We start from the raw sequence: 22534 nt of genomic DNA on the forward strand, positions 1-22534 counted from the left end.
GTTTACCAAATTAATGTTTTCTAAAATAGCAGTATATGTTTTCTGGTAAAATATATCTCATGTAGCGTTTTCTGAAACCAGCTTTCCATAATGATTTGTTATAGGCTTGCTTAAACTTAATCGGATTAATAAACATTTTTAATGGATCTGATGTTTTAGCAAAGTAACTTTCATGGCTATTTGCACCCACATACTCAGAATGTTTGAGGTTGCCAAAATTTACAGATTCGCTATAGGTAGGGCTGTTTAATAACCGAGATATAGGTTTTATAGCTGTTTCAGGGGCTATATTCATTGTTTTATAATCTCTCTCAGTAGCCATAAAGTCAGTAATAAAATCTATAGCACCTTTTTGAAATTCGTTTATCGTATCTAACTTACCGTTAGAAAAATCATTAGGCTCGAAAACTGGCTCAGCTTTATCATTCTTTTTATCAAATTTAATTACAGAGCCGTGAGGCGCCGAAAAAATAAACTCGAACATGTGTACACCTTTAGATAAAACCTGATGATTTTTTTTAGGTTCCGAAAAGTTACACATATAACCAGACATCGGAAACCCTTTTTTAGCAAACTTCATAGCGGTCTGAAATGTGCCAAGATAATAGCCATTAATATCTATTTCTTTATTTTCTAGTAGCATTAACTTATTTAACGAATTCTGAATTGTTCCTTGCCACCCAATATCAACAATAGCGACTTTTTTTGTATCCATAAACCCAATCTGATGCAAGTATGTTAATAGGTTTTCTCTTTCGACAGCCGCAATATTGCATACATCATTGGCTAATAAATTAAATAATTTAGCTAATTTATTCTTATCGTTATCTGTTTCTATTGTATGTTTTTGATCAGAAAACCCAGCTTCTTTTATTTGGTCAATATGTTTTTTTGCATCTATATCGACTCTATCAAGGTAATTTTCAACGCTTAAATTAGGAACGAAATGACACAGTACTTTTATTGAATGCTCATCTATACCATTGTATATGGTAGGGATATTTATAGCCCTTCTCGATGCATACATGTATTTACTAGGAGGCGTACTCGTTCCTTGGTTCATAAGGGTATAAACTTTATTCATAACATAGCCGTCGCGAGCAAGAAAAAATATATGTTCTATTTCTTGATGCATGACCTGACCAGTAAACCAGCGAGTTAAGCCAAAATATATAATTCCGCAGTAAACATAACCAAAGTCGTACCAAATATTCTCATTGTTATTATTTCTTTGGGTAAAGGTTTTATTAATAATTGTCGCAAAATAAATAGATTCTTCTATGGATAGCTTCGGGGGATATAGCTGTCTTAGTCTTTTAAACGAATTATGGCTCAACGCATATTCACTTGTTTTTTTGTAATAATAAGGCTTTATGCCTTCTTTCATCGCATTGATCACATCGGCGTAATAATAATCCCCAATATGTAAAATTTTAGATGGTTTACAAGATAGGTCATTAATAATATGTGAGTATAATCCACCTTTAGACTTCGATTTACGAATTACAGATGATAAGTATAATTGATGGAATTTTTTGTACCCATTATCGTGAAGGATTTTTTTTATTACATATTCAGGTAAGTACATATCTGAAGTGAAAATAACTTTTTTCCCATTATCAATACAATATTGATAAAAAGAGTACATATATTCGTTTTTGACACAAAATTTTAATTCTATTTCGATCTCTAGTGCTTTTAGTACATTTATTATTTTACTGTCTAAATTATGTATTTTTTGTATATGTGCGTAAATTTCATCTAAGCCAATCGATTGAGTGCTATTTACCTGAGCTAATATTTTAGTTGCTTCTGGTTCGGCTTTACTTCGGATACTTTTAAAGTCTATTTCTAACTTTTTATGTTTATCATTATATAAATTTTCAACTATTGTAAAAATATCAGCTGGTTTGAAGACTTTTCTGAGGATCACTGTATCGAAAATATCAAAAGAGACTATTTCACTGTTGTTTATTAGCTTTTTTAGGTCAGTATCATTACTTAGGGTATTTATTAGCTTTAAGCTTTTATTGTAAAATTTTGAGGTTATTTTACTAAGTATGTTTTTTTTCATAATGACCTTTCCTACCTTATTTACTGTCCATAACATAATTAAGAAAATCAAAATTTAGCTATTTTTTACATTTTATTGTATTAATTTCGTATATTCGCTGTAACTTACGCGTTTATTTAATAGTAAAAAACGTAATTGGTTAGCTGTTATTTTACCAAAAAAAACCACTAAATGAACGTTAAATGAATAATGAAACTGCAAATAATAGATGAAGAGTAACCCTAAATAATTACTCTATTTTTATTTGATAAGGGGAAGGTATGTTACCGAAGAAGTAGATTTAAACGTAACGTGTTTTGTAAATTAAATTTTCAAAATAATATGCAAATAATTCGCTCAACCTAAATCAACGGCAGCGGCCTAGGTTAAGTGGCAAAATCAAACTAAATTACCGAGCAGGCTATTGTATTTTAAATACTAGCCCTTATATACTACGCATCCCTTATTTTAGTTTTAAAACGTGAATGTTTAAATTTAGAGTGTTTTTAACTGCCTTTTTGCTACTTGCTGCACTTTTTAGTGTGCAGAGCAATGCTATGGGCGCCTCTCAAAATTTAAATATCAATATTAGTACGCAGGTTTCGCTTACTGATATTGCCGATTTAACTAAAATACAGCCTATTAGTAAGTCTGTAGATACTTCGCAGCATAAAAAAACGCATCAAACCGATTTTGACGCGCACCAACCAAGGTTAACAGCCAATAATTCATCATTGTTTTTGCACACTGTTCAAAGTGAGCCAGAATACGATGTGGTTTTTGAATTTTTTGCTCAAAATCTTGTTAGGCATATATTCTTACGACCAAGAGCGATTAATCCTATACAGCCTTGGTATACGCTTGTAACTAATAGTAAAAAGTCGCGCTTGAGTGGCTGGAAAGACGTAAACTTACTCTACAGAGCTGTAACTACCTACCACGCTTAATTTTCCTTATTTAATTTTATTAGGTTTTAACTTTTAAAGTTTTAGCCTGCAGATTAATTGTGCTTTTAAAAAGCACGTTGCTAGCTTTGCTGGCAATAAGGATTCAACATGTTAAGTTTTAAAAAAGATAAAAAGCCGTCTTCGGCTAAGTTCAAATTAAGCTATATAGCCATGCTAATAGTATTGGTTTTATTAGCTATCAGCGCATTACCAAACCTATATCCAAATAAATCGTGGTTGCACGTAAGTAGTACGCCGCACAGCGAAACGCAATCTTTACCGAGCACTAAAACGCTAGTTACTTTTTTAAATAAACAAGGGCTAGAGGTTGAGCAGGGTTTAGATAAGCAATCGACTATTAATATACTTTTAAACGAGCCAACTAAAAGCGCTCAGGCGCAAGCGGCTATAAAAGCGCAATATCCAAACACGCAAGTTAAAATTGTTGAGCATGCAACCAGCCCAACATGGTTACAAGATTTTGGTTTATCACCAATAAAGCTGGGCCTTGATTTAAATGGCGGTGTGCTATTTGTACTAGACGTAGATTTAGATAAAGCCGTTGATGAGCAGTTAGTCAGTGCGTATCAACAAGCTAAATCAATTATTATTAAGCAAAAAGCACATGGCGTAAAAGCGCAGCAAACTCAGCAGGGGTTTGAAATAAACGCATTGCCTAATGCAACCGACAAGTTAACCCCCGTTATTGAAGAGCTACAAAGCCGATTTGTTAATTTAGCCGTTGTAACAAGCAATAACGGCAGCGTTAAAACTGCCAAATTTAGTTATTCAGAGCAAGGCCGCAGCAGCTTTGATAAAGAGGTTATGGGGCAAACACTTACAACCCTTCGTTCGCGTATTGAAGAGTTAGGCATTACCGAAGCGGTAACACAGCAACAAGGCAAACATCGCATTCGTATAGAGCTACCAGGCGTGCAAGATCCAACCGAAGCAAAACGTATTATTGGTGCAACAGCATCGCTTGGTTTTTATCAATTAAAAGAAATTGGCGGGCAAACATTTAATATGCAATCGGGCGGAACGATAAAGCTCGATCCTGTGCCAATTTTTACAGGCGATCATATTAATAATGCAAACATAGGCCGCGACGATTGGGGTAAACCATTGGTACAACTAAGCTTAGACGGCCAAGGTGGTGATGCAATGTCGGCGTTTTCAAAAGCCAATATTGGTAAGCCAATGGCGACGGTTTACTCTGAGTATTCTCAAAACGCTAAAGGCGAAGTAGTTAAAAAAAGCGAAGTTATTAACGTTGCCAATATTGCTCAGCATTTAAGTTCACGTTTTAGTATCACCAATATGAAAAGCCAACAAGCGGCAGCCGACCTAGCATTGCTACTACGTGCAGGCTCGCTTACAGCACCCGTTACAATTGTGCACGAACAAACAATAGGACCAAGCCTTGGCAGCGAAAACATAAGTAATGGTTTAGCCGCGCTTATGTTAGGTATGGGTATTACCCTTGCATTTATGGCGCTTTGGTATCGCCGCTTAGGCCTTATTGCAAACGTAGCACTTATATTAAATTTAACATCGCTGGTGGGCTTAATGTCATTATTACCAGGGGTTGTGTTAACGCTTCCGGGTATTGCAGGCCTGGTGCTAACCATAGGTATGGCGGTAGACACTAACGTAATAATATTTGAACGCATTAAAGAAGAACGTCGCCAAGGCCGTGCACCGTATCAGGCTATTCAAGAGGGGTATAAACAAGCCGCAAATACAATATTTGATGCCAATATAACCACCATGATCACCGCACTTATTTTATATGGCATAGGCTATGGGCCCGTTAAAGGTTTTGCCATTACACTCGCACTGGGGCTTTTAACGTCTGTATTTACAGGTGTGTACGTATCAAAAATATTAAGCCAAACGTTGTATTTAAAAATGGGTAAAAAAGCAGGAGTAAAAGCACATGCTTAACACTTTTTTAAAAGGTGAAAAGGGCACACGTTTACGTTTTATGGGCATGCTTTTAAGCGCCATCTTAGTGCTACTATCAGTATTTACGCTTACGCAAAAAGGTCTAAATTTTGGCCTAGATTTTACCGGCGGTTATTTAACTGAGTTTACAACCAGCCAAAGTGTTGAACTAAAAGAGCTTCAATCGTTTATTGCTAAAAATCACAACGGTGAGTTTGAGCTAACCGCGCAAGGTAATAGCCATTTTCAATTAAGAGAAGCGCCAAGTGCATCAACAACAGCTAATAGCCTTGATTGGCAAAGCGCTGTTACACAAAGCGATGATATAAACGCACAGGTTTTATCGTCGGCCTATATTGGCTCGCAAGTGGGCGATGAGTTATTTGATCAAGGGTGTTTAGCCATGTTTGCTGCAATGATTGCGGTAATGCTTTACCTTGCAGTTCGCTTTGAATGGCGTTTAGCGGTTGGCTCTGTGGTTGCGCTAGTGCACGACTTAATACTTGTACTTGGGTTATTTTCACTATTACAAATTGAATTTAACCTAACTGTACTGGCAAGTTTACTGGCTATTATTGGTTACTCACTTAACGATTCAATAATAGTAGGGGATAGAGTACGCGAGCTTTTACGTGTTCAATCAAACAATGTACTTAGCCCTGCGACTATTATTAATAATGCGATTAAAAGTACACTAACACGCACTTTAATAACCTCGGGTACCACACTTGCAACAGTTGCAAGTGTTTGGCTACTTGCAGGTGCACCACTACAAGGCTTTGCTATTGCATTATTTACCGGCATTGTAGTGGGTACGTTCTCGTCTATTTGTATAGCGGCAACCTTGCCAGAACTATTGGGCTTAAGCGCTAAAAACTACGAAGTTAAAGTAGATGCCCACACGCAAACATTATTAGATATGCCATAAGGTTTTTAATAAAGCACAAGCAAAGAGCTGCACCAACCAGTCAATGGCTCTTTGCTTGTTTAATGCTTATTTAAACCCCGCGAGTATTCTAACCAACCTAGCGGGGTTTAAAACAATGGTTTTAAGCCTCGCAAAAATGTTAAACTGGCTGCCTTATTTTTTACAGCCTGTATTGTATTAATCCCCATGAATAAAACCCACGTTATCGAACATCTTCGTTTTGCACTAGAAGCGCAGCTTACAACAGCAAAAGTAGCGGCAAAAACCGCGCACGACACCGCCACACATGAAGAAAACATAGCAGAAAACAAATACGATACCCTAGGGCTCGAAGCCGCATATTTAGCACAAGGCCAAGCCCAGCGCGTAAACGATTGCTATAAAAGCATAGAATTGTTTGAGCCTGCATTTAACGAAAAACCAACCGACAAAATAGCTATCGGTTCGCTGGTGTGTTTAGAAGATGATAACGCAGCCCAAAAATGGTTTTATTTAGGCCCTGCAGCTGGTGGTTTAACAGTAAACGTTAAACAGCACGCAATTGCTGTTGTAACACCCGGCGCACCAATGGGTAAGCAGTTATTAAATAAACAGATTGATGATGAAATTACGTTAATAATCGCAGGTAAAGCCCACGAATACGTGGTGGTAGAGATTTTATAAGGGGTTGGTTTTTTAAGTGGACTGCCATTGCACAAGGCAATTATTAAAACTTTACCTATCAACAATTTAATTGTTGGATGATATTTATTCTCTCTACTATTTAATTTAAATTAAACTGTTTATATATACAGTTTGTGGATTTTGTCCTATAACATTATTAAAAGTCGTTTTGGTGTATTTTAACAACGGTAATTTTATAACATACGTAATTACTTGTTTACATTAGAGTTGTTTGGTGGAATTATTGAGGCATGTAATAGACGCCGTTTTGGGGTGTTATAAACCCCCAAAGTGGTGTTCAATAAGGTTTTATGTTTGCAGGCGGGGTTATGAAGAATCCAACTAATAAGAATCATTTTAGCCCTACTTTCGCCAATCAAAACTGGACAAGCGAAAAGGAAGGTTGGCATTACAGTTATTATTACTTTTGCGAGAATAGACAATGTGTTGTAGAAGCGCATAAAGATAAAGGCAAAACGGCATGGGGTTTTAAATATAATTTATATTCACAATCTGTTGAAGATCGGCTTGATACTGAATTAGAAAACCAAGCCTGTTTGCTTTATGAAAAGCTGTTATTGAATGAGTTTTTGTCGCCAGATGAAAGAATGAAATGGGGACAGTTTATTATTACTCAGACTGTAAGGACTCCAAGTTATTTTAAATATAGAGATAAGTTAGAAGAATTGAACGGTGGTGACGAATCATATAAAGATAAAATAATTGGTTGCCAGTGGTGTGATGAAAACAAGTATATTGCAAATCGAAATTGGGTGATTCTTGAAGCCGCAGAGGATGATTACTTTGTACGAACTGATAACCCTGTTTATATGACTGGTTTTCTCAATAATCCAACTACGACCATATATTACCCCCTTAGTCCTAAAAAATGTTTTGTTGCTTGTTCATTTATTGAAAGTTTTTATATACCTAAAGGTATGGAAATGCCTCCACCTAAACAGGAACTTCACAAACTATCAAAAGGTGATACGTTTAAAATTAACTTTGACATCATAAGATCAACTTCTAATTCATTAATTGTCGCGAAAAGGAATAACGATTGGGCAACTAATCACATGAATCTACAGTTGCTCGGGGTAAACCCTCAAGTCCCATTTATGTTATCCACTGCGGATAATGCAATATCGGAATTAGAGCAAATGAATCGCATTATTAATTTAATGAGTATTACTGATAATGTTGAATATCCACAGAACAGAGAGTATGAATTAAAACCATTTTATGGTGTTGAGTTTTCGATGGGGATTAATCCTTTTTCAGTTTTTGGTGTTACAGATGAGAAATTACGAGAGTTACATCCTGGCATTGAAATATAACAACACGCCCTGAGGTGGACAGCAAGCGCTAAAGCTCACATTCCACCGCAAATTTTAATAGCGGTGAACCCTTACTTTTCAAGCATCTAAATAGGATTCTTATCCACTTAAATACCAATGATCTGATGATGGTATTATGGGGTTTTCCTTTGCTTCTTGCTGCCAACTATCGTGACAAAATTAGGATCAAAATTAGGATCAAAATTAGGATCCAAATTAGGATGACACCCTAGATTCTAATTGGAAGTGCACCACCTAATTCATTATAGACTTCATTTGGTGTTTTAAATCCTAAACATTTTCTAGGGCGATTATTTAGTTGCTCCTCTACCTTTTTTAATTGCTGATGGCTTACTTTGCTAAAGTTTGTTTTCTTCGGATAATATCTTCTAATTAACCTGTACCACTACAAATACAAAAAGCTAAGCTATGCAAACAGTTTTCTCTCAAAACTGACTAAAGTTATTCTATATCATTTAAACTTTAATTTGTGAAAGCAAACATTTGACTGAAAAAAGTCGAAGAGTATATTTTTACTTACTTATTAAATCATTTTTTAACGAAGTACATACTATGAGCAATTCTAAAATTTATTTAAACGGATTAGGATTAGGTTCCTTATCAGCTGCAGTTTACTTAGTGCAGAAAGTTGGTTTCGCCCCAGAAAAAATTCACATTTTTGAAAAAAAACACTGAAACTGATTTAGTCGGTGGGTCAATGGATGCATCTTTTAAAATGATTGATGGCAAGCCTGTTTACATAATGCGAGGCAGCCGTATGTACGAAGATAAAGTATATTGCTGCACTAAAGAATTTTGGTCTTTAATACCTTATGACGAACTTGGATCTTGCCTAGACGATTACGAAGCTAATGCTAAAGAATGCAATATGGACACTGTGGTTAGGCTATTACATGCAAACGGAGAGAAAGATACTGGGCACGATCTTGGATTAGGTGCTACTGAAGCTCTTCAAATGGCTCGATTAATAGAAATACCAGAATCTAAGATCCCAGCAGATGCTAAAATCACTGATTATTTTAGTGACGATTTTTTCAAGAGTAATTACTGGTATATGTGGCGTGCTCTTTTTGCTTTTCAGCCATGGCACTCTGCGATAGAGATGAAACGTTACATGAAACTATTTTATCACCGTATGTCTGATATGGAAAAAATGACCTCTTTAGAACGTACACGTTACACAAACTACCACTCGTTCATTCTACCTGCTATTAAACTCTTAACAAAAAAAGGCGTTCAAATACATTATAATACTTGTGTTACGGATGTTGATTTTAAAGAAAGTGATGATAAACGCTGGGTAGAACGCTTACATTTAAAAAATGCAGAAGATAAAATCTTAGATTCAATAGAAGTTAGACCACAAGACAAGGCATTCTTGACAATCGGCTCAATTGTTTCTAATCATTCTTATGGCTCCCACGATGAGCCAGTATCTACAACACCTGCAGAAAAACCAGGCGAAGCTTACCAGTTATGGCAAAACATAGTATCAAAACAAGCAGACCTCGGCAGACCAGACCGTTATTTACGTGACGTTTCACTTTCTAGAATGATGCACTTTACCGTAACGTTTAGAGGAAATCTTTTTGAAAGAAAATTCCAATGGTTAGTTGAACGACAAATGGGAGGACAAAGCCCATTACCTTTAACACAATCTCCATGGATAATGCATGTACACACCTATCGTCAGCCTTTTTTCCCGTGGCAAGCGGCAGATACTTGTGTAATTTGGGTTTCAGCATTAGGTGAGGATAATATTGGTCAATTTGTAAAAAAACCTATGTATGAATGTACTGGAAAAGAAATTTTAGAAGAGCTTTTAGGACATTTATGGGGGGATTTAGATGAAGATGAAAAAACAGAACTTCTTGAAACATCTTACTGTATACCTTGTAGATTACCTTACGGAATTTCTCAATTTTTACCTAGAACCGAAGGTGACCGACCTCCTGTTGTACCTAAAGGTTCGCAAAACTTTGCGCTGTTAGGACAATTTGTTGAAATACCTGATGGGATAGTGTTCACAACTGAATATAGTGTTCGTGGGGCTATATTAGCCATTAACAAATTAATAGACCCTTCAATAAAGCCACCTGAAATGTACTTTGGTCAACACCATCTATGGGATAACTTAAAAAATGCAAAAGCAATTTTAAATTAATCCCCACGAACACTCGCTTGTAACGAGTGCCATCAGAGAGTTATAAAAAATTAAACAACAAAAGCTATCTATTTAATGAAGTAATTAGGATGACACCCGTCCTAATTACCAACACAATAAACGCTTATTTTTATTCATGAATTAATTTTCGGATGATATGGCTTCTCCATTTATCCGACCTACTCAAACTAGTTAGCCTTTTTCACAAACTTTGCTGTTACCATCATTTCGCCAATGCCTTCTACTTTGCAATCAAGTTCGTGATCTTTTTTATCAAGTACTCTTCTAACTACCGCTTTGGTGCCAATTTTAATTACTTGCGAGCTGCCTTTAATTTTTAAATCTTTGGCTACTGTCACTTTGTCGCCATCATTTAGCACAGTGCCGTTGGCATCTTTAACTAAAATAGCGTCGTCATCGTTTGTATTATTCGGGTTCCACTCATGAGCGCACTCGGGGCAAATAAGTAGCTGTTGGTCTTCGTAAACATATTCACATTGGCATTTTGGGCAAGCAGGTAGCGACATTTTTAAACTCTTATAAGGTACTGTTTTGCATATTTTAATCTGCATTAGGTGGAAAATATAGTTAATCAATATTTTTCATCTTCACGCTAAAAATATCTCGTTTGTGCGTTTTAAAAAAAGGGCATATAAAGCATATGTCGCTTAAGCAATTTAAGCGCTAACTCGTACAGTAGGTACCTGTTAAAGCACCCATCGTATTAAGTGATTCGCGCAATGCCCACTTAGTACGATGGGTGTTTCTATTTATAATGCTTAGTAATGTTACTTAAGCATGCTTTTTATATTTTGACTTAACTAGGAAAAGTCGTGTTTAAAACCTTAATTGTGGTTGATAACAACGAGCAAACGCTTGCTCAATCGTTCGAAAATGTAATTACCTTTAATACTTATTTACGTGATTACCCAAAACAAAATGAACCCAAAACACGCATTATTAATCTGTGCGACTCAAGCCAATACTTGAGCAAAGGTTACTATTGCTCGTTACTTGCTGAGGCGCGCAAGCACCAAGTTTTGCCAAGTGTAAAAACAATAAACGCACTTCGTAGTGGCCAAGCCCCTATGTTAAATGTGGGCCAAATAGATGGCACACTTTACTTTGGTAATGCACTAAACGATTTACAATCAAAAGCGGCAAAGTCGGTATTTAAACAATACCCAGCGCCTATTTTATTTGTTGATGAGCAAGGCTTACTACAGCAAGGATCGTTATCGTCTTTAAATGAGCAGCAGTACAGCGACTTTGTTGCCAAGCTAGATAACTTTACTAAAACGCAGTGGCGTATTGGTGCGGTGCAACGTCGTTTTAGATGGGACATGGCAATACTTGTTGATCATAACGAAAAAGTACCGCCGAGCGATAAAGACGCCATTGCACGTTTTATTAAAGCCGCCGCTAAACACGGGATTAATGCACAAGCATTAAGCTTTGACGAAATTGATAACATTGCTCAGTTTGATGCGTTATTTATTCGCCAAACTACAGCGATTGACCACCCAACATATCGCCTTGCGAGCAAAGCGCAAAGCCTTGGTTTAGTGGTTATTGACGATGCTGAGTCTATTTTACGTTGTTGTAATAAAGTGTATTTACACGATGCATTTAATTATCAAAAAGTGCCAAGTTTAAAAACAGTTGTAGTAGCTGATCAGTCAAGTGAAACGCTTACTCAATTAGAAGAAGCCTTTACGTATCCGCTTGTTTTAAAAATGCCTGAAGGGTCTTTCTCAAAAGGTGTTTATAAAGTTTCAAACCGTGATGAGCTTGATGCTAAGCTTACAGAGCTGTTTGAATTTAGCGCATTAGTGCTTGCACAAGAGTATATGTATACCGAATACGATTGGCGAGTGGGTGTGTTAAATGGTCGTGCTATTTATGCATGTCGTTATTTAATGGCGCGTAACCATTGGCAAATTTATAACCACGACGCTAAACGTTTTTTCTCTGGTGGCTTTGAAACATTGCCAACCTTTGAGTTACCAAAAGCCGTGTTAGATGCTGCTTTAAAAGCGTGTAAAACGGTAGGTAGGGGTTTATATGGCGTTGATGTTAAAGAGCATCAAGGCAAAGCATACGTGCTTGAAGTAAACGACAACCCAAGTATTGATCACAAGGTAGAAGATGGTTATTTAGGCGACGAGCTATACATGATCATTATGGATGAGTTTAAACAACGCTTAGAAGCGCGAGGCCGTGGTTAATAACATGAGCAAGCTTGTTATTCGAAAAGCTATTGGTAGTGATTTAACTGCACTGATTGACGTTGAAAACGCCTGCTTTAATAACGATAAATTGAGTCCACGTAGTTTAAAACGCTGGCTAAGTGCCAAGCACGGTATTTTGCTCGTTGCAGAGTATGGCAAGCAAGTATGTGGTTATGGGCTTGTGTGGTGCCATAAAGGCACGCGTTTAGCGCGTTTATATTCGCTTGCTGTTTTACCAACTATGCAAGGTAAAGGCATTGCAAAAGCACTGCTTACTAGTCTAGAAAAAGAAACGTGTGAGCGCGCTCGACTATACCTTCGCCTAGAAGTGGCTGTAAATAACGACAGTGCAATAGGGCTTTACAAAAGCTTAGGTTACAGGGTGTTTGGTCAATACAGCGATTATTACGATGACCACAGTGACGCACTACGAATGCAAAAAAATATTCGACAAACGAGTGAGTTAAAAGTGGCGCGTTTAACGCCGTGGTATCAGCAAACTACCGAGTTTACTTGCGGGCCTGCTGCGCTATTAATGGCTATGGGTGCACTTGAGCCTACTACTGAGCTTAACCAATCGCATGAGTTGGCACTTTGGCGTGAAGGCACCACTATTTTTATGACATCGGGTCATGGTGGTTGTCATCCGTTTGGTTTGGCACTTGCTGCTAATAAGCGTGGTTTTAAAAGCGAGGTCATGGTTAATACCACAGAGCCTTTGTTTTTAGATGGCGTACGCAACGAGAACAAAAAAGTGGTGTTAGCTACCGTGCACCAGCAATTTGTAGATGGTATAGCGCAAGCAAACATACCGCTTACGCATAAAGATGTAGAGCTTGAGCATATTGAGCAGTGGTTAAGTAAAGGCTTTAGCGTGCTGTTATTAATTAGTACCTACAGTTTTGACGGTAAAAAGTCGCCACACTGGGTGTGTGTTACTCACCTTGATGAGCACTGCGTTTATGTTCACGACCCGTTTTGCGAAACCGATAACGACAAGCAACTCGCAATAGATTGCCAATATGTACCTATTGCACGAAGTGATTTTAGTAAAATGTCAGCATTTGGTAGCCAACGTTTAAGAACGGCGGTGGCTATCGCTAATAAAATATAAGGTTAACAGTGACTTTTTTAGATTTAATTGATGTAGCCCCGTATTCGTGGGCGGCTATTGGTACTGCAGCTTTTTGCGGTGCTATTATTGGTATAGAGCGCCAATTACGCGGCAAGCCTGTTGGTATTCGTACCTCAGCGTTAATAACTTTGGGTACGTATTTGTTTTTATCCACTGCGTTTAACTTACAAGGGGATGTAATTGATCATTCTCGTGTAGTGGGGCAAATAATTACAGGTATTGGCTTTTTAGGCGCAGGCGTTATGCTCGCAAAAGATGGTGCGGTAGTGGGCGTAACCTCTGCTGCAACCATTTGGGTGCTAGCATCAATAGGCGTTATGATAGCGACTGAAAACTTAGGCGCTGCTATAAAGCTCTCGGTACTGGTGGTGGGTATTTTATATGGTGTAGACGTACTCGAAGCTAAATTTAAAAGCTTAAGTAAAGGCGTACACACTAAAGTAAAAAACTATCAAAAGCGCTATTATCGAAAAGAGTTTAACGAGTCAGAACGCCACTAAAAGTGGCGTTTTTTCAGTGTTATTGAAATAAGTACAATTCGAACAAGCACATATTTAAGCTAGCTTAAAAGCTCAAATATGAACCCTAATAGTGTAGTGACACACTATTATTTCTTTACATTTCGTACGTATATACTCTATTACTTATCAAAAATATTAAGATTTAAATTTTGTAAAATAGTCGTATAAATAAAAGGTTGTGTCCCTACTTGCCTTTCAAACTCGAAACGTACATCTTCAGTGAGACTCATATAGTCAATTTTGTATTGTAAGAATTTTTTTGGTTCGTATAAAAGTTGTCCGCTACTATTTCCGTATTTAGAGACCTTTAAACCGAGTTCAGCACGAGTGAAGTCAAGTTGACCAATTGCAAAAATGAGGTTACCGCGTTCCTGACTGTCGCACAGATCTCGATTACGCATCCTTAAATAAAACAAAGATTTTAGGAATGTTTCTTTTGATACATTGAGTGTTCTGAATTTATTTAAATTTAGCTCTAATTCAGAAGATTTTGCAATATCGTTACATTTAGATACAGAGTCAGCTAAAAGAGTTATTTTATTTAATACATCTTTGTCTAGCATCTCCAAAACTGGACTTTCTGATCCTAAACATTGGTTAGAATATACAGCCATTAAAATTGGTAACAAAAATACTAATTTCTTTTTATTTCTCATGATTCTTTTACTTGCTTTGATAGTTTTATAATAGAAATAGGCAGAAGTGGTTGTCGCACAAGTAGAGAAAATGTGAGTAAGTTAGTGATATCCATATGTGTACCTATTTTTAGAGGGTTCTATTATATTGATTTTACATTTTTTAAATATTAACCAAATAATTTTCGTCTTACTACTTTTCTGTAACCACTGGGCGTCTGACTTAATACCTTTTTAAACACACGCGTTAAATGCCCTTGGTCGTTATAACCAACCTCTAAAGCCACTTCTTGAATTGACAAATTTGATGACGCTAGTAACTCCTTCGCACCTTCTACGCGTAATTGTTGCCAATACTCAATAGGGCTTTGATTGGTAGCAGCTCTAAAGCGACGAGTAAAAGTACGGTAGCTTAAGCTAAATTGGGCAGCGACTTCTTGAAGGTTTAACTCGGTGGCTAAATTTGTTTTTAGCCAAAACTGAATTTGCGCAATTAGCTCGTCGGGGTGGCGGTCAACTGCACCCTCGAGATAGCGTTGATCTTCGTAGGGTTTACGTATTTCGTGCGAAAAGTTTCGCTCTACATGTTGAGCGGCGGCTTTTCCATAGTACTGACTAATAATATGTACGATCACATCTGCAAGGGCATTAAGGCTTGCTACAGTATACATGCGTTCTGACTGGGTTATAAAAAAGTCGGGTTTTAGGCGCACTAACGGGTAGTCGTGGCTAAATTGATTGGCGTAGTGCCAATGGGTGGTGGCAGGGTGCCCATCAAGTAAGCCAGCCTCAGCTAGTAAGCAGTTGCCAGTGCCTACACCAATTATATGGCTGCCTGCGCTAAAGCTCTCACTTAGCCAGTCAACTACGTCTTGATTTGTACGCACCACTGGGCGCGGATTGCGCCAAATACCAGGCACTATGATTAAATCGCTGTAGGGCGCACTAGTTGTTATGCAATCAGGAATTATCGCAAGGCCAGCGCGAGTAGCTATAGATTCTGCATTTTTAGCCACTAAATTTATAGCAAGTGGTCTAAAACTTTGCTTATCAATATGGCCTTTAGCAAAGGCCTCGCCGGCTCTTAACATCTCAATTGGCAGCGTTAAACTAGTCACTAATAAGTGCGGATAAACCGCTATAGCAATGTTTAGTGGTGGATTAGTGTGTTTATCAGTCATATAAATGCTCCGACCAGTACATTTTGGCCTTTTGTGCTGAATATTTGGCTATTAAAGCACAATGTATAGTGCGTAATCCATTTAAACTGCCTGTTCTTCTTATAACACGTTTTTTAAAGGTAAATTATGACTGCATTACCCGTTATAGTAGGCATGGGTGGTATTAACGCCGCTGGCCGTACTTCTTTTCATCAAGGTTATCGCCGTATCGTGTTAGATAGTTTAAACGCTCAAGATCGCAGTGAAACATTTTTAGGCCTCGCCACACTGATGAATCTAGTAAGTGTTGTAAACGGCCAATTACAAGATACTCAAGGTAATAATGTTGAGCAAAGCGACATAGAAGCACGTTTTGGTGAGCAAATTATTGCTGGTACGCTTATTCGTAAAATTGAAAAAGAACACTTTGATGCCGATGCCACACCGTGGCAGCAAAAAATGACGCTAAACGCATCAAGCGATAACGCAATTGTGTTTGAAACGCGCGCTCGCGACTTACCTACACCTGTTCCAGCTAGCTGGCAAGTTGAAGAACTTGAAGGCAAAAAAGTAAAAGTAACTATTGCAGCCGACTTAGATGTTAAGCATGACTCAACACGTGATAATCCAATTAAATCTGCAGGGCAATTCCCAACTGGTTTTGATCCGTCTGTTATGTATAACAGCCGCTATCAGCCTCGTGGTTTGCAAGCTACTATTTTTGCAGCTACCGATGCTATTAAATCAACAGGGCTTGATTGGCAGCATATTATGAATAGCGTAGAGCCAGATAAAATTGGTACCTATTCAGCATCGGTAATTGGCCAAATGGACGACAAAGGCCTAGGCGGTTTAGTAAAGGCGCGCCAACAAGGCGACCGTGTTAGTACTAAGCAGTTAGCACTGGGTTTAAATACAATGTCGACCGACTTTATTAACGCGTATGTTACGGGTAATGTAGGGACTACGTTTTCGACCTCGGGGGCCTGTGCTACGTTTTTATACAACTTACGTGCAGCGGTTAACGACATACAGGCAGGGCGTACACGCGTTGCGGTTGTCGCAAGTGTTGAGTGTGCTATTACACCAGAAGTGATTGAAGGCTTTGGTAACATGAGCGCACTTGCAAATGTCGAAGGTTTGCGCCGTTTAGATAACTTATCAAGTGATGAAGAACCAGATTATCGCAAAAGTAGCCGACCATTTGGCGACAACTGCGGCTTTACATTAGGTGAAGGCGCACAAGTTGCTATTTTAATGGACGATGCTTTAGCCCTTGAACTAGGCGCCGACATTATGGGCTGCGTACCGGATGTATTTGTAAATGCAGATGGCATAAAAAAATCAATTACGTCACCTGGCCCTGGTAACTATATTACCATGGCTAAATCGGCTGCTTTAGCAACGAGCCTTTTAGGCAAAAAAGCCTTGCAAGAACGTAGCTTTATTTTAGCGCATGGCTCAAGTACACCGTTAAACCGCGTAACAGAGTCGCTGATATATCACAAAGTGGCACAAACGTTCGCTATTGATAATTGGAAAGTGACAGCGCCAAAAGCCTATGTTGGTCATACTATAGCTCCTGCAAGTGGCGACCAATTAGCGATAGCTCTAGGTGTATTTAGCCATAATATTATGCCGGGTATTACCACAATTGATAAAGTGGCTGATGATGTTTACACCGATCATCTTGATATTCGTAATAGCCATTACGAATGCGCCGATATGGATATTGCTTTTATAAATTCAAAAGGCTTTGGCGGTAATAATGCAACAGCTACCGTACTTTCACCAAAAGTAACAATGCAAATGCTCGCTAAGCGCTATGGCGATCAAGTTATGACTAGTTACGCGCAGAAAAACGTGGCAATTAAAGCCGCGCAACAAACGTATCAAGCTCAAGCTGATTTAGGCCAATATGAGCTTATTTACCGCTTTGGCGACGGACTTATTGACGACAACGACATTGTAATAGACGAGCAAAGTATTCAGTTACCTGGCTTTGAAAAAGCAATTACGTTTAGCACAACAAATTCCTATCAAGATATGTTTTAAGCACTCATACTTGTTAGCAAGGCGCTTTTTAAGCGCCTTTTTTAATGTCTCAAATATATTTATCTATTAAGTTTTTTCTAAGTGAAGCTCATTAAATGAACTAATTTTTTGTATTTACACTTGCTTTTATGTTGATCGTTTGTTTCTATTATATAAACACTGTCTAGGATGGATAAAACTGATGAAAAAACTCATATTAGCGCTTTCTTTAACTTGTACTTTTACTCAACTCTCTGTTTTTGCAGACGACTTTGTTCCTGCAGAAGTGATTAATAAAAACTACGATCAGCTTACTAATACTTCTTCGCGCGCTTCGAGGTTAGAGGGAATTAATTTGAGCAGTTACGTGGTTGATAAAAGCGGGCAGGTTAGTGATATAGAAATTGTAGCTACGGTTGGGCAAAAAAAGTACCAAAGAGAAGTAATGGATTACGTGTCTAAGCTCAACTACAAAAGTGCAAAATTAAATGGTGAGACTATACCTGTAGCAAAAACCATAACTGTGAGTTCGCAAAATTTACATATTAATTTTTCAAACGATAAAGCGTCTCGCGGCTTTTTTAATGATTATGAGCAAGCTAGTAAATTAATCGACGAAAAGAAATACGATGAAGCTAAAAGCCGTATCGATGAATTAGAAAATGAACATACAAAAAATACGGTTGAGATTGTTTTGCTTGCATGGCTTAAAAGCCAGCACAGTTATTTTGTGCAAGATTGGAAGAGCTTTGATCAGCATATCTACGAAGCGTTTTTATTTAGAGATAATCTACCAGATCAAATTCAAAAACGTGTGATTAAAAACGCTTTACAGTGGTTTATATCAAAACAAGATTATGTACGTGCTTATGATGCAATAGATGCACTAGGCAATATTGAATCCATAACCTTTACAGAGCAAAACAAGGAACAGTTGTTAACTCAAGTGAACGATATTTATAAAAACTCGGGAGATATTAAGCAACAATTTAATTTAGCTTCAGAACAAGCTGTAATGCCTATGATGTCGAAGTCTGAAGTTAAATTAGAATCAGAATTACCACTGAGCAAAGTGCAACTTAGATGCGAAAACAAAGTCGTTGACTATGACACTAATACAATTGATAAAATTGTTATTTCGAAAAATGATTTGCGTTGTGGATTATTAATAAAAAGCGCTCAAGCACAAACAATTACACTTAAGCAAAGCGGTGAAAGCTTTTTATAAAAATTGTAACTCCCCACATATAAATTATGGGGAGTTATTGCATTAATAAGTTTTGGCTATTCAAATAATGCATTGGAATTTTGCTGCAATACTTATTAAAAAAACTGTTACTTAAACTTTTTTACATACCTAAGCGTTATAAAATTAATAATGGCAAGTAAAATGGCTATTTCGTAACGGCTGTAGGCTACAGCTATACCAATTAAGCCCATATTCCAAATACTGGCTGCGGTTGCTGTGCCGGAGGTTGATTTGTTATTTTTCAAAATTGCGCCACCGCCAATAAAACCAATACCAGTAATGATGCCTTGCAACATTTTTGATTGAGCTTCTGCGCCATCTAAAACCGACATAGCAATTAATGCATACCCACACGATGCAACAGCAACAAGAGGAAAGGTACGAAGGCCTGCGCCATCATTACTTCGCTCTCTGTCGTAAGCCATGGGTAGTGCAAGTAGGTATGCAATACCTAGGTGTATTAAGTTATCGATGATTTCATTCCACTGTAAATCAATTTCCATTATTGAGCCTGTGCTGGTTAACTTTGTTAATAATAAGCAAACAGCAAGCCATGGCATAAATTACTATTAATCAATGAGTTATTGTTAATACCTATATTTAACAAGAATTATTGAGGAAACTTTTACATGTTTTTATTACTATTTTACGCAATAGTTAATTTGATCTGAGTTTTAAAGCCCCGTATTCTTTTATCCAGACTAAAAGACACCTATGTGAATCTCTTGCCTTTAAATAAAACATTAAGCACCCCCACTAAGCTTGAAAAAACAGCCTTACTATTTTGCGTTGGGTTATCTGTTATTGCTTTTTTATTTCCTGAATTACTCACAGAGCACTTACAACCCGCTATTAATAAAATTTTAGGTTATTTAGGCTCGCCATTTTTTATATTGGTAAACTTGTTACTTTTTTCTGTGATAGCTATTGCTATAAGCCCATTAGGGCAACGAAAAATAGGAGGAGCGCAAGCACTTGTTGAGTTTAGTACCTTTGGTTGGCTTTCTATGTTGTTTGCAGCAGGAATGGGCTCAGGACTTATATTTTGGGGAGTAGCAGAGCCTGCACTACACACGGTTAATTCGCCTTTAAAGCAAAGCTTGTATCCTAACAATCAAACAAGTGGTTTGGCACTTACCTTAGTTAATTGGGGCGCGCATGCATGGGCGCTCTATGCAGTATTTGGCTTGTTATTAGGTGGGCTTACTCGCAATAGTGGTAAAGCGGGCGATATTAGTGCTCCTGTGATCAGTGCAACTAAAGGCGTTATTAATCGGGCTTGGCAGTTACAGTTGAGCTTTAGCATTAAATTAATTGCCATACTTGCAATATTTTTTGGTGTCGTGGGCACAATTGCTAATTCAACTTTATTACTGCGTAAAGGGCTCGAGCTTGAGCTAGGGGTTGAGTCTGCTTTATTTTCGGGGTTTATTATTATTTTTTTAATTGCGCTGCTTTATACCATTTCTGCAAAGTTGGGGCTTAAAAAAGGAATTCAAACTCTTAGTAAATTTAATGTGTTTTTAGCATTTGCACTTATAGTATGGCTATTAATTTTTGTGCCTATAAAGCCAATTATAGACATAGCAATAGGCGGTACATGGGATTACATTCAGCTCATAACCACAGGTACATGGCAGTTTGAAAGCGTAATTAATGACCCCGCATGGGCAACAGGTTGGACATACAATTACTATTTTTGGTGGTTAGCTTGGGGTCCGTTTGTTGGTGTGTTTTTGGCAAAAATTAGCCAAGGACGGCCGGTTTGGCAATACATATTAGGTGTCGTATTTGTACCAACCTTTGTGACTATTATATGGTTTAGTGTGTTTTCGGGCTCTGCAATTGCGTGGGATCAAACTCACAATGCAGGCATTTTAGCGGCTATTAAAGCCGATTATACACAAGGGCTGTTTGTATTTTTCGAGCAATTAGGCTGGCAAGGCGGTTTATTGATTTGGTCAAGTTTATTGCTTCTACTCATTTTTGTAGCCACATCAGCAGACTCTGCTGTTTTGGTTATTCGCCAATTAAGTGGTGCAAGTGAAGCTCAAACATGGAGCTTGTATGCTTGGTCGTTTGCACTAGGTTTATGCGCTTTTGTTTTGCTAGTACAAAATAATGAACCATTAAACAGAAGCGTTGCTATTATTGGAGCGCTTCCTTTTTTGGTTATTTTTATTTTACAGCTGGTGGGTTTTATTAAAGAGTTCATACGTGAATTTAAGCACTAAGGCTTACATTTTTTTACAATGCTATTTTTAAAATTGTATATAATTTAGGTAATTATATTGGTGGGGTTAATAATGCGTACTTTATTGATTATTCTATTTTCAAATGTATTAATTGGTTGCGCTGCTGCGGGTATAATTTTAGATGGGGCAGCGCGCTCTCAACCTGGCCCAGTAAATGCGGGGCCTGTTGTAAAAGATAAAGAGGGCTTTAGCTTTACTAAACTCGGTGTTGAAGCCGATATGGCTATAGTTGAATTTATTAAAGGTAAGGGCAATAACAATACGGTACAAGTATGCAGGCAAGTGAGTAAAGTATTGAAAGAGTGTGTAGAGTTAGAAAAGTCACCCCTACACACTAATGAGCCTATGCAGTTAAAAACTGATGATGAAATAATAAGTGTTGGTCAATAAAACTGCTTATAAAAAAGTAACTATGATCATAGCCTGCTTGCATTTCAAGTGTAAGCGGAAAGCCTTTTTTATCAGCAATAGCGACTAAGTTTTCTGGCTTAAGTTGCTCTTGTAAAAAACCATCGGCATCACCTTGACTTACTAACATGGGTAAGTAATGAGCTTGCTCTGCGTTTTTCATCAGCTCGCAGCTATCATACTGTGCCCAAAGCGCTTTATCATTTCCTAAATAACCAGTAAATGCTTTTACACCCCATGGGCATTCAATCGGATTTACAATAGGGCTAAAAGCCGAGGCACTTACAAACGCAGTCGGGTTTTTAAGTGCAACCATTAATGCACCGTGCCCGCCCATAGAGTGACCACTAATTGCTTTTGTGCTTGTGACGGGAAAATGTTGTTCAATAAGTGCTGGTAATTCACTAACAACATAATCGTACATATTAAAATGAGTGTTGTAAGGAGCTTGCGTGGCATTTACGTAAAAGCCTGCGCCTTGTGCAAAGTCGTAGCTGTCTTCATTGGGGACGTTTTCGCCGCGCGGGCTAGTGTCAGGCGCTACAATAGCAATACCCAGCTCAGCTGCTTTTTTAAATGCGCCGGCTTTTTGCATAAAATTTTCGTCTGTACAGGTTAAACCTGATAGCCAATAAAGTACCGGTACTTTGTTTGTCTCACTTGCGCCTGGTGGCAAAAATACGGCAAAGCGCATAGTGCAATGTGTACTTTGTGAGCTGTGAGTATATTGCTTATGCCAACCGCCAGACACTTTTACACTTGAGATGTTTTCTAACATACTTAATCCTTAAAAGCCGCAAACTTAAAAGTATTACGGCTTATTAATAAGCTATTTTACGAATGCAG

Annotated in this window: 19 protein-coding genes; 13 read left to right on the forward strand and 6 right to left on the reverse strand. The window is 37.8% G+C overall.

Going from position 1 to position 22534, the window contains the following annotated elements; all coding sequences use genetic code 11:
• Nucleotides 1–10: 10 nt before the first annotated feature.
• Complete coding sequence (locus GQR54_RS00905) at nt 11–2074, reverse strand: hypothetical protein (RefSeq protein ID WP_166376265.1); 2064 nt, start codon at nt 2072–2074, stop codon at nt 11–13.
• A 464-nt stretch (nt 2075–2538) separates the two neighbouring features.
• Here GQR54_RS00905 and GQR54_RS00910 point away from each other — a divergent pair, with 464 nt between their 5' ends.
• The 6 genes from GQR54_RS00910 to GQR54_RS00940 all read left to right on the forward strand — a co-directional run bounded on the left by GQR54_RS00910 (nt 2539) and on the right by GQR54_RS00940 (nt 10060).
• Nucleotides 2539–3000 (forward strand): hypothetical protein, encoded by a 462-nt coding sequence (locus tag GQR54_RS00910; protein WP_165721524.1) that lies wholly within the window; start codon nt 2539–2541, stop codon nt 2998–3000.
• Between the two features lie 108 nt (nt 3001–3108).
• Nucleotides 3109–4947, forward strand: a complete 1839-nt coding sequence (gene secD, locus GQR54_RS00915) for a protein translocase subunit SecD (protein WP_165727422.1) — start codon at nt 3109–3111, stop codon at nt 4945–4947.
• The gene (gene secF, locus GQR54_RS00920; protein ID WP_166376266.1) at nt 4940–5875 is read left to right on the forward strand and encodes a protein translocase subunit SecF; all 936 of its coding nucleotides are present in this window, start codon (nt 4940–4942) and stop codon (nt 5873–5875) included. The genes secD and secF overlap by 8 nt, the downstream gene beginning before the upstream one ends.
• Before the next feature lie 186 nt (nt 5876–6061).
• Nucleotides 6062–6538 carry a GreA/GreB family elongation factor gene (locus GQR54_RS00925; protein WP_166376267.1) on the forward strand — a complete coding sequence of 159 codons (477 nt, stop codon included), beginning with the start codon at nt 6062–6064 and terminating at the stop codon, nt 6536–6538.
• Nucleotides 6539–6867: 329 nt separating this feature from the next.
• Nucleotides 6868–7875 (forward strand): DUF4238 domain-containing protein, encoded by a 1008-nt coding sequence (locus tag GQR54_RS00930; protein ID WP_166376268.1) that lies wholly within the window; start codon nt 6868–6870, stop codon nt 7873–7875.
• A 679-nt stretch (nt 7876–8554) separates the two neighbouring features.
• On the forward strand, nt 8555–10060 hold the full coding sequence (locus GQR54_RS00940; protein ID WP_277344591.1) for an oleate hydratase: 1506 nt from the start codon (nt 8555–8557) through the stop codon (nt 10058–10060).
• A 188-nt stretch (nt 10061–10248) separates the two neighbouring features.
• Here the strand turns inward: GQR54_RS00940 and GQR54_RS00945 are convergent, their stop codons facing one another.
• A complete protein-coding gene (locus tag GQR54_RS00945; protein ID WP_166376271.1) occupies nt 10249–10587 on the reverse strand; it encodes a zinc ribbon domain-containing protein YjdM in 339 nt (112 codons plus the stop codon).
• Between the two features lie 306 nt (nt 10588–10893).
• On the opposite strand from GQR54_RS00945, the gene GQR54_RS00950 reads away from it, so the two are divergent.
• From GQR54_RS00950 to GQR54_RS00960, 3 genes are read left to right on the forward strand one after another with little or no spacing between them, the layout of a single operon-like run.
• The gene (locus GQR54_RS00950) at nt 10894–12288 is read left to right on the forward strand and encodes a RimK family protein (RefSeq protein ID WP_166376272.1); all 1395 of its coding nucleotides are present in this window, start codon (nt 10894–10896) and stop codon (nt 12286–12288) included.
• Between the two features lie 4 nt (nt 12289–12292).
• Nucleotides 12293–13405 (forward strand): GNAT family N-acetyltransferase/peptidase C39 family protein, encoded by a 1113-nt coding sequence (locus tag GQR54_RS00955; protein ID WP_166376273.1) that lies wholly within the window; start codon nt 12293–12295, stop codon nt 13403–13405.
• A gap of 8 nt (nt 13406–13413) precedes the next feature.
• Nucleotides 13414–13926: an MgtC/SapB family protein gene (locus GQR54_RS00960; protein WP_002960746.1), complete on the forward strand. Its 513-nt coding sequence runs from the start codon at nt 13414–13416 to the stop codon at nt 13924–13926.
• A gap of 140 nt (nt 13927–14066) precedes the next feature.
• On the opposite strand, the gene GQR54_RS00965 is transcribed toward GQR54_RS00960, so the two are convergent.
• A complete protein-coding gene (locus GQR54_RS00965; RefSeq protein ID WP_166376274.1) occupies nt 14067–14603 on the reverse strand; it encodes a hypothetical protein in 537 nt (178 codons plus the stop codon).
• A 149-nt stretch (nt 14604–14752) separates the two neighbouring features.
• Entirely contained in the window at nt 14753–15763 is a 1011-nt protein-coding gene (locus tag GQR54_RS00970; protein ID WP_166376275.1) for a helix-turn-helix domain-containing protein, read from the reverse strand.
• 126 nt (nt 15764–15889) lie between these two features.
• On the opposite strand from GQR54_RS00970, the gene GQR54_RS00975 reads away from it, so the two are divergent.
• Together GQR54_RS00975 and GQR54_RS00980 are read left to right on the forward strand one after the other, a co-directional pair.
• The gene (locus GQR54_RS00975) at nt 15890–17797 is read left to right on the forward strand and encodes a beta-ketoacyl synthase (protein ID WP_166376276.1); all 1908 of its coding nucleotides are present in this window, start codon (nt 15890–15892) and stop codon (nt 17795–17797) included.
• A 181-nt stretch (nt 17798–17978) separates the two neighbouring features.
• Nucleotides 17979–19004, forward strand: coding sequence for an energy transducer TonB (locus GQR54_RS00980; protein WP_166376277.1), 1026 nt, complete (start codon nt 17979–17981; stop codon nt 19002–19004).
• Nucleotides 19005–19111: 107 nt separating this feature from the next.
• Here the strand turns inward: GQR54_RS00980 and GQR54_RS00985 are convergent, their stop codons facing one another.
• The gene (locus GQR54_RS00985) at nt 19112–19528 is read right to left on the reverse strand and encodes an MgtC/SapB family protein (RefSeq protein WP_024590122.1); all 417 of its coding nucleotides are present in this window, start codon (nt 19526–19528) and stop codon (nt 19112–19114) included.
• A 213-nt stretch (nt 19529–19741) separates the two neighbouring features.
• Here GQR54_RS00985 and GQR54_RS00990 point away from each other — a divergent pair, with 213 nt between their 5' ends.
• Together GQR54_RS00990 and GQR54_RS00995 are read left to right on the forward strand one after the other, a co-directional pair.
• Nucleotides 19742–21259, forward strand: a complete 1518-nt coding sequence (locus GQR54_RS00990) for a BCCT family transporter (protein ID WP_346766065.1) — start codon at nt 19742–19744, stop codon at nt 21257–21259.
• 72 nt (nt 21260–21331) lie between these two features.
• Nucleotides 21332–21670 (forward strand): hypothetical protein, encoded by a 339-nt coding sequence (locus tag GQR54_RS00995; protein ID WP_166376278.1) that lies wholly within the window; start codon nt 21332–21334, stop codon nt 21668–21670.
• Here the strand turns inward: GQR54_RS00995 and fghA are convergent.
• Nucleotides 21624–22466 carry an S-formylglutathione hydrolase gene (fghA, locus tag GQR54_RS01000; RefSeq protein WP_166376279.1) on the reverse strand — a complete coding sequence of 281 codons (843 nt, stop codon included), beginning with the start codon at nt 22464–22466 and terminating at the stop codon, nt 21624–21626. The genes GQR54_RS00995 and fghA overlap by 47 nt on opposite strands.
• Nucleotides 22467–22534 lie beyond the last annotated feature (68 nt).

The sequence above is a fragment of the Pseudoalteromonas sp. Z9A4 genome (assembly GCF_011378845.1).
Lineage (GTDB): Bacteria > Pseudomonadota > Gammaproteobacteria > Enterobacterales > Alteromonadaceae > Pseudoalteromonas > Pseudoalteromonas arctica.